The sequence below is a fragment of the Nitrospinota bacterium genome (assembly GCA_029881495.1).
In the GTDB taxonomy this organism is placed as follows: domain Bacteria; phylum Nitrospinota_A; class UBA7883; order JACRGQ01; family JACRGQ01; genus JAOUMJ01.
Map to the genome: position 1 here is coordinate 57620 of JAOUMJ010000002.1, position 15604 is coordinate 73223.

Consider the following 15604-nt stretch of genomic DNA (forward strand, 5'->3'; position numbering starts at 1 on the left):
GTCTCCGTTATTTAAAAGATTGTTGTTTGTTAATAGCTGAAAACCGGTTTATGCGATAACTCCAAGGATGTCGTCTTCCCTGAGAAGGAGGTATTCCACGTCGTCATATTTGATCTCGGTACCTGCATACTTGCCGTATATCACCTTGTCGCCAACCTTGACCGACATAGGCTGAATATTGCCATCATCCTTGGTTCTGCCAGGTCCGACCGCCACAACCGAGCCTTCAACCGGTTTTTCCTTGGCTGTGTCGGGGATGATGATCCCGCTTTTTCGTACTTCTTCCTCTTTCGAGGGCTGTATAAGAACCCTGTCTCCGAGAGGTTTTATTTTGACTGCCATTAACTGTCCTCCTAAATAAAATAAGATATTTCTTGTTATGGAAAAGGCTTGCGCCCCCCTCTTCACACTTTAAAAACAAGTATATCAATGAGATATACTGCTTTAGCACTCAATATGCCAAAGTGCTAATAAGATAATAATACCCCGTTGGGAAAAAGCAAGCTCCAGGGCAGAAAAAAGTCGCTATTTTTTTCCGAAATTTTGCGAAGGCGGGGGGCGGGGAAAAGTAAATTATCAAGCGATTCATCCGGTTTTCCGATAAGTGAAAAGAGGGAAATATTTTTTAATGCAGGATTTTAATGTAAAATACCAGAGAAAGAGAACTATTTGAAAAGATGAAGAAAAACTACGATTTTGCGATACGTGAATTTGTCCGGCTATCAGACATAGCGACGATATTCCTCTCTTTTTATATCGCATATTCCATCCGGGCATCCGAAAAATTTGCTCCGCTTGTTACAAAGTATTTAGGCGCATATTTATCAAATCCGATTTCATTAAACTTTGGAGAAAACGAAGTAGAAAAGATACTTTGGCTTATTGTTCCTCTCTGGCTTTTCCTGTACTCCTTTTTCCAGACATACTCGTTTGAGAGGACAGATACGTTCTTCAAGATTTTCAGGAACCTTTCCAAGGTTCATATAGTTGGCGCTCTTGTTGTCGCGACGTTCATATTTTCAACGAATGCCTGGGAATACAGACGTTCCTTTTATGTTCTTTTCGTTCTGTTCATCTTTGGATTGTCAGCTTCTATCCGTTTCGTCATTTTAATGGGGATGAGGGTGTTCAGGGCGCATGGAAGGAATACAAATCGGGCAATCATTATAGGGAGCGGGCAGAAGGCGTTCCAGATACTTTCCGAGCTGAAGAACCACAGCTACTGGGGATTCAGGCTTGAAGGTCTCGTAACGGAAAAAAGGATAAGCGAACAGACTATGCTGGGGCAGAAGGTATTGGGCTCCATGGATGATCTCGAGATGATTTTACGCAAGATGCCTATCGACGACGTATTCCTGGCCACCGAAGAGGGGAAATTCCTCGAATTGAAGGGGCTTTTAAGAATCTGCGAAAACATCGGCGTAAACGTATATCTCATCCCGGATAAATACGATATGGAAATAGCACACTCAACAGTGGGGAATTTCGGTGATCTTGACTATATCTCCTTCTCGACCATTCAAACCAATATTGCCCAGAAAGGGGCGAAGAGAGTCATAGATCTCATTCTTTCCATGATGCTGATGCCTCTTTTTGCTGTCGCCTACGTTGTTGTCGGTATTATCATAAAGCTCGATTCCAAAGGGCCTGTTCTCTATAAATCACAAAGGGTGACCAAAAGCAGGCGGCTATTCACTTTTTACAAGTTCCGCACGATGGATGCCGGCGCGGAGGAGAAGTTCCATCTTGTTTCGCGTGAAAATCAGATGGAAGGGCCAATATCGAAGATCAAGGATGACCCGCGCGTAACCAAAGTCGGCAGGTTTTTACGAAAGTATTCCATCGACGAGTTGCCGCAGATACTCAATGTTTTAATGGGTGATATGAGCCTCGTCGGGCCTCGTCCTCCTACCGCAGAAGAGGTAGCTCATTACTCCGTTCCGCAACTCCGCAAGCTCAGCATGCACCAGGGGATGACCGGTCTTTGGCAGGTAAACGGTAGGGACAAGATAGTCCGTTTTGAGGACAGGTTGAAACTCGACCTGGAGTATATAGACAACTGGTCGCTCTGGCTCGATATAAAGATAATGCTGAAGACTCCGTTCATCATAGTCAAGGGAGCGATGTAGGAGACTCTCTCCTGCTGAATCCGTCACATGTTCTTTCTTTCCGAGGGTATCCCTCGTCAGGAATTTAGTGAAAAAACGGTGTGAGACTCCCCCTTTTAGCGGGGGAGCTGTTAGAGCGTGCCCGCGTTCTGGCGGGTAATTTCCATAGGATCGATAACGTCGGTAACGCGAATGCCGAACCGTTCATTGACCACGACAACCTCGCCTCGGGCTATCAGGAGCCCGTTAATGAATATTTCCATAGGTTCGCCTACGAGCTTGTCCAGCTCCAGCACGGCGCCGTCGTTCAGTTTCAGGACTTCGCGGATGGTGATGCTCGCCCTGCCGAGCTCGGCATTGACTACCAGCGGTATATCAAGGTATTGGGCAAGGTCGTCCTTGATCTTGGTAAGGGCTATTTTTTCTTCATCGGTTTTTTCGACAATTTGCAACGTTTCCGCGTCGGCATCATCGTCCATTATGTCTTTTTCTTTGCCCATCTTATCCTTTCTTTACTTCTTCAACATATCTCATTCGAAGTTCATAAAGGGACGTATCAAGGAGCTGTTTTTCTTCATCGGTAAGGTTGCCCTTTGTTTTCTCCTGTATTATAGCCAAAATATCGATCGATTGTTTTGCATGGTCGAGGTTTTTTGGGATATGGCCTGAAACCGGGTCCTGATACCCTCCGAGGTTCATGGCCGCGGAAGAGCTGAGTGATATGATGAAAGTGGAAAAATCTATCGGAGGGAAACTCCTCTTTGAGCGTTCCTTCTCCCCCTTATCGGCGTTTTTCGCCGCTCCCTCCTTCTTTACTTCCGAAGAACCGGCGGTTTCACGGGAAGCATCTGAGTCAGGTTCCGAAGAGCCTCTCTTGTCCTTGATAACAAAAGACTTTTTCTCTTCTTCGCTGACCATGATCTTTATCCGTCCAGATGTCCTTTGGAGAGGGTAATTGTCTTGATCTCTTCCAGTTTCTTAACCTGGATTTTCTGCTCGACGATTTCCTTGAGAGCTATGTCGAACAGCGAGAGGCCATCGGGATCTACCATCGGCTCAACACCCCCCTGAAGCTGTCGGATCCTCATAGACATTGCGTTTACAAGGAGGTAATGCTCCGGGATGACTTCTAGCGCTTTTCCATATAATTTCAGATCAAACATTTGATTTTGGTTCCTTCTCTTTTCCGGTTACTCGTTTGCGCCGAACTTGTAGGTTTCGTTTGCGCCTGTGTCGTCTTCTTCCTTCTTTTCAAATTCTTCCTGGCAATCGATGCAGAATTTCACGAAGGGTCTTGCCGCCAATCGTTTAATCTCTATCTGCTCCTCGCAGTTCTCGCAGACGCCATAGATGCCGCCATGCAGTTTTTCAAGGGCTTCGTTGATAAGCTGGAGTTCCTGGTTGATCCGGTGCCTAAGCGTCATTGACATTTCGAGCTCCGTTGCATGTTCGGCTACGTCAAGCTCGTCTCCGTGTGGAGCTTCTATCTGCGTAATTCTGTCGTCCGCATGGTTGGATTCAAGGGCTATCAGCTCTTTTTTCCTGTCTTGCAACTGCCCAAGAAGCTCTTTGTATTCTTTACTTAACATCCAACGAATTCCCTATATTAAATTTATTGGTATTTTATTTCGCATAAACTGAACGTCATTAGATACCATACAAAACAGCGTTTAGCAATAACAATAAACAAATAACCATCTTCTGCCTAAGCGCCATTAAAAACAATAAGTTGCGCTCAAGGCCGGTCCTTTTGCCGAAAAGGGCCGAATAGATATCATTTATTTATCGGTCATTTGACCTATTTGATGAATAGCGCGGTATCTAAAGAGAAATTGAAACTTATTTGTATTTTGTGCCTCTAAAGGGGGTGTGGAAAAGGGTGAAGCATGGTAAAATTCGTTTGTTTTTGCAAGGGATAACATATTTTTGAAGAGGAAGAAGATGCTTGTAAACGTTTCTTGGGGTATTCTGGCGCTGTTTGCCGTTGTAATGACATTCGCACCGCTTGGGTATACGCCTCACCTGGTTGAAAAGTGGCAGATGTTCAAGGAAGGGACATTGAAAAAGCCGATCGATATCTTTGACGTCTTTTTTCATCTCTCCCCCTATTTTCTTATGGCGATAAAGGCATACGAGGAGTTTTTCAAGGAGTAACCGCCGCCTACCGCTCTATCTTTTTTTGCCACTCCTCCATTCACGATTATTTCCCGTAATCACCGCGTATTGTTTAAAATAGTCCGGATTTCGTTAATCGATGATCAAGAATGGAGGGGGACATTAAGGGCAAATTTATCGTGCTTGAAGGGCTGGACGGCTCCGGTAAAAGCACACAGGCGAAAAGGCTTGTCGAGAGGCTCAATCTCTCCGGGATAAAAGCGGTCTCGCTCAGGGAGCCAACGGATGGACAATGGGGGAGGAAGATAAGGGAGATAGCCGCAAAAGGGCGCGAAGGTATCACCCCTGAAGAGGAACTGAGCTACTTTGTGAACGACCGGCGCGAGGATGTGGAGAAGAACATCATCCCGGCGTTAAACGATGGCATGGTGGTGGTGATGGACAGGTATATCTATTCAAACATGGCGTACCAGGGGGCGCTCGGGATAGACGTAGACCATATAGCAGAGATTAACAGAGAATTTCCGAGGCCGGACCTGGTGATCTTTCTTGATTTCAAGCCTGGAGAAGGGCTTGGCAGGGTAGAGATGAGGGGAGCCGCGAACGCGGGCTTTGAAAAGAGGGAGTTTCTGGAAAAGGTCTACGAAACATATCAGCTTCCGCAGTTTGAAATTATGTCGAGGATCAGTGCGAAGGGGAGCGTCGAAGAGGTCGGCGAGAGGATATGGGGAGTTGTTGCGCCGTATCTGGAGGATTTTCAGTGAAGGACGATGACGAATTCAGGACTATCTACGAGCTGAATCCGAGCCAGATACGGGATCTGGAGCTGTTATACAGGAAAGAGTGGTGGGCCAGTACGAGGGAGTTCAAGGATATAAAAACCATGCTTGAGAACAGCGATCTGGTGATCGGGATATTGGAATCCGCAACCGGGAAGTTGGTAGCATTTACCCGCGTTCTCTCCGATTTCGTATACAAGGGGCTGATACTGGATGTGATCGTGGCGCACGATTACCGGCAAAAAAAGCTGGGACGGAGGCTGATGGATACGATCCTGAATCATCCTAAGCTGAAAGCGGTACACCGTTTCGAACTCTACTGCCTCCCGGAGATGGCTCCGTTCTATGAGAAGTGGGGTTTCGTGGAGACGAAAAAGGTTTTATTCATGGTCAGGGAATCGGTTAAGCCGGGGGAAAAAATAGACGAACTCGCATAGCGCGATGGAACGGATTTTTTTTTTACTACTCTTGCTGGTCGCTGTCCGAACCGGCTGAGGCGAGGGATTCTTCCTTCTCTCCGTCATCGCCGGCATTCACCTTCGATTCATCGATGTGCTTCTGCCGGGTGAAATCGCACTCCTTGTTGGGGCACTTCAGCTTGATCGTGTTGTTGTCTATCTTCCTCGCGAATACGAGATACTTGCTGCCGCAGACTTCGCATGGGAGATCGAAAGGTTTTTCCCAGCTTGTGAAATCGCAATCGGGATATTTGGTGCATCCGTAGAAGCTTCTCCCTTTCTTGGATTTTCTCTCCGCGATCTCGCCGATACATCCGTCCTTGGGGCATTTGATGCCGAGAGTGAACGGTTTTGTGGTTTTGCATTCGGGATAGTTCGAGCATGCGATGAATTTTCCGAATTTTCCAGACTTGATGAGAAACTCGCCGTCTCCGCAGACATGGCATTTTTCGCCTGTCTTGACAGGTTCCGCGGCCCCTTTCCCTATCTGCCTGGTGCTCTTGCACTCCGGGTATCCGGTACAGGCGAGGAACTGGCCGAAGCGACCGTATTTAATCTCCATCTCCTTGCCGCACTTATCGCACTTCTCTTCGTACTCGGTCCCTATCTTGTAGTTCTTCATCTCCTTGCCCGCCTTTTCGAGCGCGGAAACAAAAGGCGTGTAGTATTCGTTCATCAGGGATACCCAGTCTTTCCTTCCGCCTTCAACCTCGTCGAGGTTCTCCTCCATCTGCGCCGTGAAACCTATGTCCATGATGGCAGGGAAGTGGAGCACAAGCGCCTCCGTGATCAGCTTTCCGAGTTCCGTAGGCCAAAGCCTCCTCTCCTCAAGCTCCGCGTAGTCGCGGTCGATTATCGTCGACATGATTGAGGCATATGTGCTCGGACGCCCGATACCCTTATCCTCAAGCTCCTTGATAAGAGTTGCCTCGCTGTACCTCGGCGGAGGCTGTGTGAAGTGCTGGTTAGGTGTTATCTCGTTTAGCGCGAGCCTCTCCCCCTCCTCAAGGTTCGGGATAACGCTCTCATCATCCTTGTCCGTCTTGTCGTCATCCTTGTAGACTTTCAGGTAACCCTCAAACTTCACGTTCGAACCGGAGGCGCGCAACAGATGACGTCCCGCGTTGATATCCACCGAGAGGGTGTTGATGATCGCCGGGCTCATCTGGCTGGCGACAAACCTTTTCCAGATAAGATCGTAGACCTTGTACTCTTCCGGCTGGAGCATATCTTTCAGCGACGCCGGCGTCCTGAGTACCGATGTCGGCCTTATGGCTTCGTGCCCCTCTTGCGCAGATTTCTTTACCTTGAAGGTGTTTGGCGCTTCAGGAAGAAAATCCTTCCCCATTGTTTCAGTGATGTATCCTCGAACCTCTTCAAGCGCTTCCGTTGCCGTCCTGGTTGAGTCCGTTCTCATATAGGTGATAAGACCGACCCTTTCGTCGTGCCCGATGTCTTCGCCTTCATATAGCCTTTGAGCAAGCCTCATGGTCCTTGAGGCGGAGTATCTGAATCTTTGGGATGCCGCCTGCTGGAGTGTGCTGGTGATAAACGGAGCAGGAGCGTTTCGCTTTTTATCCTTGACGGTCAGCGTCGTAACGGCAAGAGCTTCTTTTTTTATTTCGTCGACTGTCTTCTGCGCGTCCGCGCCGTTATCGAGTTCGAATTTTTTACCGTCGGTGTGGAAGAGCTTTGCATCGAACTCATCCTTTCCGTTCGGTTTCAGTTTGCATGTGACGGTCCAGTACTCTCTCGGTACGAAAGCCGTAATTTCGTTCTCCCTGTCTACAAGCACCCGGAGGGCCACCGACTGCACGCGCCCCGCGGATAGACCTCTCCGCACCTTTTCCCAGAGAAGGGGGCTGAGTTTGTATCCCACTATTCTGTCAAGGGCGCGCCTTGCCTGCTGGGCCTGTACGCGGTTTACGTCGATCGTGAGCGGGTGCTCTATCGCTTCGGTGATAGCCTTCTTTGTTATCTCGTTGAACTGTATCCTGTAGATCTGTCCCTTTGTGTCTATTACGTCGTTGATGTGCTGGGCGATCGCCTCCCCTTCGCGATCAGGGTCAGGGGCAAGGTAGATGTTGTCCGCACCTTTTGCCGCCGCTTTCAGCTCCTTTATTACAGAAGCCTTCCCTTTAATGGTTACAAGCTGAAGGGCGAATCCGTTCTCAACGTCGATCCCCAGCTTGCTTTTCGGCAGATCGCGTATGTGACCGATGCTTGCCTTTACGTCGAAACCTCGCCCAAGGTATTTGCGTATTGTATTCGCCTTGGCTGGAGACTCTACGATAACGAGGTTCTTAACCTGTTTCCTTGAGGCGCTCTTTGCGCTTTTTTTCGCTGAGGTTGTCTTTTTTGCTTTCTTCTTCGCTTCTGCCATCAGGGAACTCTAGACAAAATGTTTCGGGTTAGTCAAGTCTTGATAAAAATTATCTGTTTTTTAATTGCGGGAAGAGTATTACTTCGCGGATGGTATCGTGACCCGTCAGGAGCATCGCGAGGCGGTCAATCCCTATCCCTTCGCCTGCCGTAGGGGGCATTCCATACTCCAGCGCGGTGACGAAATCTTCGTCCATTCCATGCGCTTCGTCGTCGCCGGAATCTTTCATCTTCACCTGCTCTTCGAACCGCGCGAACTGGTCGTCGGGGTCGTTAAGCTCAGTATAGGCATTCGCTATCTCTTTCGCGCCGATGAACAGCTCGAACCTCTCCACTATCTCGGGATTATCAGCTCTTTTCTGGCTGAGCGGAGAGAGTGAAAGAGGGTAGTCGTATATGAATGTCGGCTGTATCAATTTCGGCTCAACGCAGAAATCAAAAAGTTTTTCGAGGACTTTCGCGCCACGTTCCGTCTTTTCCGTCTTAACGCCATGCTCATGGAGCCACTTTTTTGCCTTCTCTATGTCCTTTACGATATCTTCCGGCACTCCGCCTACCTCGACAAGGGATTGAAAGAAGGTGTAGCGTTTATACTTCCCGCCCATTTCGATCTCGTTTCCGCCCCAGCTTACCTTTGTCGCGCCGCAAACCTCGGCTGTTATCTCGCTTAGCATCTTTTCGGTCAGGTCCATGAGGTCGTTGTAGTCGGCGTATGCCATGTAAAACTCAAGCATTGTGAACTCAGGGTTGTGCGTAGTAGAGATACCTTCATTCCTGAAGTTGCGGTTTATCTCGAATACCCTGTCAAAACCCCCGACGACCAGGCGCTTGAGGTAAAGCTCCGGCGCGACGCGGAGGAAAAGCTCCATGTCGAGCGCGTTGTGATGGGTCGTGAACGGCTTGGCGGCGGCACCTCCTGGGATAGGCTGCATCATAGGAGTTTCCACCTCCAGAAAATCCATTTTCTCAAGGAACCGCCGGATGGAGTTTATTATTTTCGCCCGCTTTACGAAGGTCTCGCGCACCTCGTCATTGACCATAAGATCGACGTATCGCTGGCGGTAGCGCGTTTCAACATCCTTCAGGCCGTGCCACTTTTCAGGTAGAGGGCGGAGCGATTTGCATAGAAGGGTGACTTTTACCGCGCGTACCGTAAGCTCCCCGGTCTTCGTTCTCATTACGGTTCCTTCCACGCCGATGATATCCCCGATATCGAGCTTCTTCACATTTTCAAAGTCGTCGCCGATGACATCGCTTCGAAGGTAAATCTGTATCTTTCCGGAGACATCCTGCAGGTGGGCGAACATCGTTTTGCCGTGTCCGCGGACCGTTCTCAGGCGTCCGGCAATGGAGGCTTCCGGTTTTTCATTTTCCAGAGTCTCGGCGTCCGTTTCGCTGTATTTTTCAAGAATGCGGGAGACGGTATTCGACGGTTTGAAACGGGTCCCGTATGGAGCCGGACCATGTTCGCGTAAAAACGCGAGCCGTTCGCGCCTGACCTTTATCTGTTCATTCTCTTCACTCAATTAAAGTCTTCTCCTTTTCAAACCGATACGTGAGGTGTAGAAGTATAACCTAATTGAAAGGTAAAAACAGGCGGTAATTGCCTATTAATAGAAGAATTCGGTTGGTGAGAATGCCGCGACAGTTCAGGCTTGTTGAAAGGGCATGGATTTAGTAATATAAAAGTGGAGAAAAAGGAGAAAATTTATGCAAAACCACGGTATCCAGACTGTTTTGCAGATGAGCCACGCGGTTGAACGGGTCCAGGCCGTTGAACAGTCTCACGCTCCTCTTGCCGCCGCTCATGCCAAGGAGGCGATGGAAAAGCAGGACGAAATGCGAAGGAATACCGTCCATGAAACAAGCGAAGCCGAAGGGGGGAAGGTACGCGATGAGGATCAGTACAAACAGAGCCATCAAAGACAGACCCCTGACCAAAAGAGAAGAGCAGCCCAAAAAAGAGAGGAAGAGGAGAGGCGGATGAGTCCGCCGGTATCTTCCGACCCAACCCACGGCAGTCTCCTGAATATCAAGGTCTGAACAACTCCCAATCAACTCCAGTTCAGACTATAATAACCGACAGACCATTTTCCTTGCGCGGTCCCTGTTATTAAAGGGGAGAAACAGATAAAGGATGCCATTTTTTTTCCGCTCTCCCGGCAAAGCAAGGGAATGCAAAGCGAGCATAGGTGCAATGTTGTTTTATTGGGTCCGGTCATCCGGGCAGTGGGGGAATGATTTTGGGGCAAGGGGGATTTGATGTTTCCGGCAGGTGATTCTCGATCTATTGGAAAAAGGTGTTTTGTTGGATAACTGGCTGATCCTTCAACTGGGCATAGACCTTCTCCTTTTTTTCCTTCTTGTAGTTCTGATATTCAAAGACAGCAAGTCCAGGGCGCCGAACGCAGAAGAGTTGCGGGAGCTGATAAACGAGCTGAAAAACTCCTATGAGAAGAGTGAGGCGCTGGCAAAGAAGATCGAGGACGAACTGAAAGACGCCAGCAACGCGATCGCTGTTCAGGATCTTGTCCGGCGGCAGAAAGCGACAGCCGCGAAGAACAATGATGAAAGGTCCGTAAGGGCGCTTGAAGAGCTGGAAGAATCACTCATTGAAAAGCCGAAGATCCCGAAATCAATAGCCGAGAAGAAGAAATATGTGAAAGCTCTGCATAACAAGGGTGTTCCGAAAAACGAAATTTCAAAAAGGCTTTCGATTTCCGTCTCGGAGGTTGATCTGATAGTAGCCATGCTCGATAGCGGAGAGTGAATTTGATAAACCTTGGCGACCTCACACCCTCGCTTCTCAAGGCGGTCCTAAAGGCTAGCCTGCCGGAGATAGAGCAGTCAATTGAAAAGAGCTTCACCAAGGGGGAGCTTGTGCAGGGGAAAGTTGTGAGGGTGCTCGGCAAGGACGGCGCTCTAGTAAAGCTGAAGAACATGGAGCTTGTAGCCAAGACCGAGAAGCCGCTTGTCGCCGGGGAATCGATCCTGGTTCGCGTCGACAAGGTGAAACCATATTTGAACGTGTCGCTCCTCCCTAACAGCACCCCGATGCAGGAGAAGGCCGCCTCGCTCCTGAGGCTTTACCTCCCCCAGGCCAAGCCGGCAGGGACTCTCCTTGCCGACCTCGTAAGAGCGGTTGCCAGGCTTCCGAGGGAAGCGCTGAAGGGGACGGGGCTTGAGGAGGTTCTGCAGAAAATCTTCAGCGCCGCGAATGTCCCCGAGAAGAGCTCGGGCTTGTTAAGCGAACTCCTCGCCCCTCTGCGTGAAAAAGGTACGCAAGGGAAGGAGAAGGGGGGGGATGAAAAAAATATCCTGAAACTGCTGGGTCTTTCGCACGAAGCCGAGATGGCTGAAGGGAAACCGACAAGGAATTTGAAGCGATCCCTGCTTATCCTCCAGAAAAACCTCGAAACGCTTTCGGTAAAAGATCCGGAATCATATAAAGAACCGCTTGCAAAGGTGCAACAGACGATAAGAAACATTGAATTAAGACAGCTGATGAACCTCGACGAGGCAAAACCGGAGAAGAGCGTCGATCTCCCTCTCTGGAACGGTCAGGAGATGTCTACGGCAAAGATATATGTGAAGAGGGATGGCGGCGAAAAAGAGGGGAAAAAGCAGGGGGGCAAAAGTGAAATTACCGTGTCGGTGATAGTGGAAATGAGCCGACTGGGGGTAGTAAGGGGAGAGGTGAAGGTGCGTCCGGGAACTGCCGGGGAGAAAGCCCCGCTTTCCGCGGCCATCTACGTTCAGGATGCCGGGAGCGCCAGGGTGATGGAGGATGAGCTGCCTACATTGAAAGATGCGCTCTCCGCTCTTGGGTATGAACCGGATCTTTCGGTAAAGGTGGCAAAAGTCTCTTTTCTAAGAGAGGACCTCGAGAGGGATATCGGGCTCCCTGTGGACAGGCTGTTAAACGTAAAGGCATAGGTATGGAAAAAGGGAAGATCAAAAAAGCGGTCGCACTTGGATTTGAGGCAGAAAAGCGAGCAGCGCCCCATGTGGTCGCTACCGGCAAAGGGGATGTTGCATCAAGAATAGTGGCGGTGGCAAAGGAGCATGGCATTCCGGTCCAGGAAGATGCCGACATGGTGGAGGTATTATCAAAACTCGACATAAACCGGGAGATACCGGTGGAGCTGTACAAGGCGATTGCGGAAATTCTCGCATATATTTATCGCGCGAACGGAGCCGTAAAAACGTAAAATTTAATTACACAATACCGGCATAACAAACTATAATACAAAGCAGAAGCAAAACAAGGATGCTAAAAGGGAAATTTTTGGAGTTTCCGGTTTGGCGATGTTGGATGGTAGTATAAAAGAATTAGGTTGTCTGTTTGCGAGGTTGTTTTGAGACTTTTAACAAGATTCGATTTTGACGGAATATGTTGTGCGGCGCTTTTGAAGGAAGTTGGCGTCGTAGACTTAGTCAAGTTTACTCATCCGAAAGATCTGCAGGACGGCATTATCGCCGTAACTGAAAACGACGTAATAGCGAACATGCCGTTTGTAAAAGGGATAGGTTTGTGGTTCGACCATCATTCCAGCGAACATGAGCGCCTCGACCTTTACGGGAAGTTTACCGGCGCGAGTGAATCCGCCCCAAGCGCGGCACGCGTTATCTACAATTATTATGACGGGGCGAACAGGCTTTCGAGATTCGACGAGATGATGAAGTACGTCGACATCGCGGATTCCGCGCAATTCACGGCGGAAGATATCCGTGAACCGAAAGGGTGGGTGCTCCTTTCCTTTCTTTGCGATCCCAGAACAGGGCTCTCTTTTTACAAGGGATTCCGCATAAATCATCACGACTTCATGATGGAGATGGTGGATATACTAAGAACAAAATCAATTGATGAAATTCTTGAGATGCCGGATGTGAAAGAGAGGACGGAGTACTACTTTGAGCAGGAGAAGGTTTTCAAGAAATTCCTGCTTGAAAATTCCAGGTCCGACGGCCCGGTTGTGATCACAGACACCCGCAACCGCCCGGAACCGCCGGTAGGGAACAGGTTCCTGGTCTATTCACTCTTTCCCGATACAAACATTTCCCTAAGGCTCATGGACGGAAAGGCAAATCAGAATGTCGTATTCTCAATGGGGCACTCCATTACAAACAGGACTTCCAAAGTAAATGTCGGGTCACTCATGCTGAAATATGGCGGAGGGGGACATGATAAGGCAGGCACTTGCCAGATCCAGCATGATGAAGTGGAGAAGGTCCTTGGCGAGATTGTAGAAATCATTAAATCTTCATAGCAGGTGTGAAATATATTTCCATCCAATATTTATCTTTCAAAACAGTAAACATTCATATTACATTCCGATACAAAGCCACATTTTGTTCATTAACTGATTATTTTTTTTAGCCATTCCAAAAGATGCCAGAAAGGCGTGGGATTTTCCTTATTAGAGGTATATAATTAATTAATAGGGGTGAAAAAGGTTTATCCATTTTTTTGATCTTGTAAAGTTTGTTGGGGAATCAAGATGACTCTGCCAGTAGTTGCGGGTGACTTGGCTTTTAATGAAAATCAGAATTACTCCGATAGGGTAGCATATGCCCAGATCTAACGACTGCATTAAAAAACACAGGGACGGCAAGCATTTAAAGTGTGCCGAATGCTCCATCCCGTATGTGGTGAATGTATACAAGGTCGAAGAGATAGACAATGTTCTTGCCTATATAAAATCGATCGTTTCGTTTAGCAAAAAATGGAAGAAGTATGCCGATAAAATTTCGGACAAGATATTTCATATTGTGCATGAAGGGGCAATGAACGCCTTCGAACACGGAATTCTGGGGATTACGAAAGACGAAAAGGTGAAAATGCTCACTGAAGACTTCGTTGCCTACCAGGAGAATTTGAAAAATAAATTATGCATGCAGGATGGAGTGATGATCTCCCTCTGTTTTAATGACGACAGGCTTCTTTTCGGGTTTCACGACAAAGGGAAAGGGTACGACACGAAAAAGATACTGAAAGAGATAGAGAACGATTTTGCCGAGGACGCGTTGAAACCTTCCGGTCGGGGATTGAAGATGCTGAAAGGGTCTGGAGTCTCTTTATCCTGGAACAGGAAGGGGAATTCATTATTCTGCACCTTGAAACACCCCGAGAATAAATTAGCGGCAAAAGCGTAACACCATTTCCTGCATACCCGGCCTGAGGAGACGGTCTTTCCCCATCACATTGTTTCCTCAGCCCCTTTAGTGAATATCTGGGTTATAATCAGCTGATGCGTTCAGTTGTTTCTTTGGCAAGATCGGAAAACTACAAAACCGACAGCGTGAGGAGTTCCCTGCGGAAAATACTTGATCCGCTTGGGGGGATGGGGAAATTCGTGAATGCCGGAGACAGGGTGCTTCTGAAGCCGAACCTCCTCACCTCCGCTCATCCCGATTCCGCCGTAACCACCCACCCTGAAGTCGTCAGAGCCGTAGCGATGGAGGTGATCGATTTTGGAGGCAAACCTTTCATAGCCGACAGTCCGGCAATAAAAGGTTTCGACAAGGTGGCCAAAAGTTCCGGCCTGAAAGATGTCGCTGATGAGTTGAATATACCTATAAAGCCGCTTGACGATTCCGTGTCGCGCACGCTGGCGAAAGATAATATCTTCAGGATGCTGGAGCTATCCCGCGACGCGCTTGAGGCGGATGTGGTTATCAACCTTCCGAAACTGAAGACACACTCGATGATGCTTATGACAATGGCTGTTAAAAATCTCTTTGGGTGCGTTGTAGGGACGCGCAAGGCGCAGTGGCACCTGAAGGCAGGGGAGAACAAGCTTTACTTTGCCAGGCTCCTCCTCGAGATATACAGGGCGATATCCCCAGCGCTCAACATAATGGACGGAATCGTAGGGATGGAGGGTGACGGTCCGGGGAGTTCCGGAACCCCTATAAAGACGAACCTTCTGGCGGCCTCCACGGACGGCATAGCTCTTGACAGAGTAATGCTTGAAGTAGCAGGGGTCGATCCAGACAGGCTATACACAAATGTAATTGCCAGGGAGATGGGGATAGGGGAGACCGACCTTGCCAGGATAAAACTGGAAGGGGATCCTCTATTTTCGTTTAAAACCCGGAAATTCAAAATGCCAAAAGGGATAGACACTCCGGCGGTGCCCACTTTTGTGATGAGGCTCGCGTCAAGGCATTTCGTATCGCGTCCGGTGGAAGATGCGAAAACTTGCACTCTTTGCGAGGAGTGTATCGAGATATGTCCCACGGGTACCATATCGAATTCTGGCGAAAGGCTCAGTTTCGATTATGATAAATGCATAAGGTGTTACTGTTGTGTCGAGGTCTGCCCTGAAGGGTCCATGAAACCCTTCGAGCCGGTTTTGTCCAGGTTGCTTGGGTAACAAAAGGAGGATTATTATGAAAGCGCGATTGATACTGTTCGTTTCAGCGGTAATTATTTCTGCGTTTGCGCTATCGGCATCCGCGCAACAGCCGCCGCCGGGCGACGGCATGCACAAGGGGATGCATGAAGGGATGCACGGCGATATGCATAAGCCTATGGATCCCGCGGCAATGGAGGAGATGCGAAAGAAAATGGCGGAAGGGCGAAAAGAGATGCACGCAATCATGCAGGATACGATTTCGCTCATCAAGGATATGGCGCAGACAGGCGATCAGAAGAAGAGAGCCGAGGCGCTTGAAAAACGGATACAGGCGCATATCGATTCGATGGAATCAATGCACATGGATCATAAAATGATGAAGGGCAAGTAGCCTTTCAGCG

At 48.7% G+C, this 15604-nt stretch carries 19 protein-coding genes; 12 read left to right on the forward strand and 7 right to left on the reverse strand.

Annotation, left to right across the window (positions count from 1 at the left end):
• Positions 1-48: 48 nt before the first annotated feature.
• Positions 49-342 (reverse strand): co-chaperone GroES, encoded by a 294-nt coding sequence (groES, locus tag OEY64_01230; protein MDH5541563.1) that lies wholly within the window; start codon positions 340-342, stop codon positions 49-51.
• Between the two features lie 335 nt (positions 343-677).
• Here groES and OEY64_01235 point away from each other — a divergent pair, with 335 nt between their 5' ends.
• Positions 678-2129 (forward strand): sugar transferase, encoded by a 1452-nt coding sequence (locus OEY64_01235; GenBank protein ID MDH5541564.1) that lies wholly within the window; start codon positions 678-680, stop codon positions 2127-2129.
• A 110-nt stretch (positions 2130-2239) separates the two neighbouring features.
• Here the strand turns inward: OEY64_01235 and fliN are convergent, their stop codons facing one another.
• The 4 genes from fliN to OEY64_01255 are packed head-to-tail and all read right to left on the reverse strand — an operon-like array spanning position 2240 to position 3697.
• A complete protein-coding gene (gene fliN, locus OEY64_01240; GenBank protein MDH5541565.1) occupies positions 2240-2608 on the reverse strand; it encodes a flagellar motor switch protein FliN in 369 nt (122 codons plus the stop codon).
• A 1-nt stretch (position 2609) separates the two neighbouring features.
• Positions 2610-3026 (reverse strand): DUF1844 domain-containing protein, encoded by a 417-nt coding sequence (locus tag OEY64_01245; GenBank protein ID MDH5541566.1) that lies wholly within the window; start codon positions 3024-3026, stop codon positions 2610-2612.
• A 5-nt stretch (positions 3027-3031) separates the two neighbouring features.
• Positions 3032-3271, reverse strand: coding sequence for a DNA-directed RNA polymerase subunit omega (locus OEY64_01250; protein ID MDH5541567.1), 240 nt, complete (start codon positions 3269-3271; stop codon positions 3032-3034).
• A 27-nt stretch (positions 3272-3298) separates the two neighbouring features.
• Positions 3299-3697, reverse strand: a complete 399-nt coding sequence (locus OEY64_01255) for a TraR/DksA C4-type zinc finger protein (protein ID MDH5541568.1) — start codon at positions 3695-3697, stop codon at positions 3299-3301.
• 337 nt (positions 3698-4034) lie between these two features.
• On the opposite strand from OEY64_01255, the gene OEY64_01260 reads away from it, so the two are divergent.
• The 3 genes from OEY64_01260 to OEY64_01270 all read left to right on the forward strand — a co-directional run bounded on the left by OEY64_01260 (position 4035) and on the right by OEY64_01270 (position 5439).
• Positions 4035-4262: a hypothetical protein gene (locus OEY64_01260; GenBank protein MDH5541569.1), complete on the forward strand. Its 228-nt coding sequence runs from the start codon at positions 4035-4037 to the stop codon at positions 4260-4262.
• Between the two features lie 110 nt (positions 4263-4372).
• Entirely contained in the window at positions 4373-4987 is a 615-nt protein-coding gene (tmk, locus tag OEY64_01265) for a dTMP kinase (protein ID MDH5541570.1), read from the forward strand.
• Positions 4984-5439, forward strand: a complete 456-nt coding sequence (locus OEY64_01270; GenBank protein MDH5541571.1) for a GNAT family N-acetyltransferase — start codon at positions 4984-4986, stop codon at positions 5437-5439. Before tmk ends, OEY64_01270 begins: the two co-directional genes overlap by 4 nt.
• A gap of 25 nt (positions 5440-5464) precedes the next feature.
• Here the strand turns inward: OEY64_01270 and topA are convergent, their stop codons facing one another.
• On the reverse strand, positions 5465-7843 hold the full coding sequence (gene topA / locus OEY64_01275) for a type I DNA topoisomerase (protein ID MDH5541572.1): 2379 nt from the start codon (positions 7841-7843) through the stop codon (positions 5465-5467).
• A gap of 49 nt (positions 7844-7892) precedes the next feature.
• Positions 7893-9368: a lysine--tRNA ligase gene (gene lysS / locus OEY64_01280; protein MDH5541573.1), complete on the reverse strand. Its 1476-nt coding sequence runs from the start codon at positions 9366-9368 to the stop codon at positions 7893-7895.
• 184 nt (positions 9369-9552) lie between these two features.
• Here lysS and OEY64_01285 point away from each other — a divergent pair, with 184 nt between their 5' ends.
• The 8 genes from OEY64_01285 to OEY64_01320 all read left to right on the forward strand — a co-directional run bounded on the left by OEY64_01285 (position 9553) and on the right by OEY64_01320 (position 15594).
• Complete coding sequence (locus tag OEY64_01285; protein ID MDH5541574.1) at positions 9553-9885, forward strand: hypothetical protein; 333 nt, start codon at positions 9553-9555, stop codon at positions 9883-9885.
• A gap of 265 nt (positions 9886-10150) precedes the next feature.
• Positions 10151-10612 carry a hypothetical protein gene (locus tag OEY64_01290; GenBank protein MDH5541575.1) on the forward strand — a complete coding sequence of 154 codons (462 nt, stop codon included), beginning with the start codon at positions 10151-10153 and terminating at the stop codon, positions 10610-10612.
• Positions 10613-10614: 2 nt separating this feature from the next.
• A complete protein-coding gene (locus OEY64_01295) occupies positions 10615-11778 on the forward strand; it encodes a hypothetical protein (GenBank protein ID MDH5541576.1) in 1164 nt (387 codons plus the stop codon).
• A 2-nt stretch (positions 11779-11780) separates the two neighbouring features.
• Positions 11781-12053: an EscU/YscU/HrcU family type III secretion system export apparatus switch protein gene (locus OEY64_01300; GenBank protein ID MDH5541577.1), complete on the forward strand. Its 273-nt coding sequence runs from the start codon at positions 11781-11783 to the stop codon at positions 12051-12053.
• 147 nt (positions 12054-12200) lie between these two features.
• The gene (locus tag OEY64_01305; GenBank protein MDH5541578.1) at positions 12201-13112 is read left to right on the forward strand and encodes an exopolyphosphatase; all 912 of its coding nucleotides are present in this window, start codon (positions 12201-12203) and stop codon (positions 13110-13112) included.
• Positions 13113-13413: 301 nt separating this feature from the next.
• Positions 13414-13998 carry an ATP-binding protein gene (locus OEY64_01310; GenBank protein ID MDH5541579.1) on the forward strand — a complete coding sequence of 195 codons (585 nt, stop codon included), beginning with the start codon at positions 13414-13416 and terminating at the stop codon, positions 13996-13998.
• 95 nt (positions 13999-14093) lie between these two features.
• Positions 14094-15221, forward strand: coding sequence for a DUF362 domain-containing protein (locus tag OEY64_01315; protein ID MDH5541580.1), 1128 nt, complete (start codon positions 14094-14096; stop codon positions 15219-15221).
• Positions 15222-15237: 16 nt separating this feature from the next.
• Positions 15238-15594: a hypothetical protein gene (locus OEY64_01320; GenBank protein MDH5541581.1), complete on the forward strand. Its 357-nt coding sequence runs from the start codon at positions 15238-15240 to the stop codon at positions 15592-15594.
• Positions 15595-15604 lie beyond the last annotated feature (10 nt).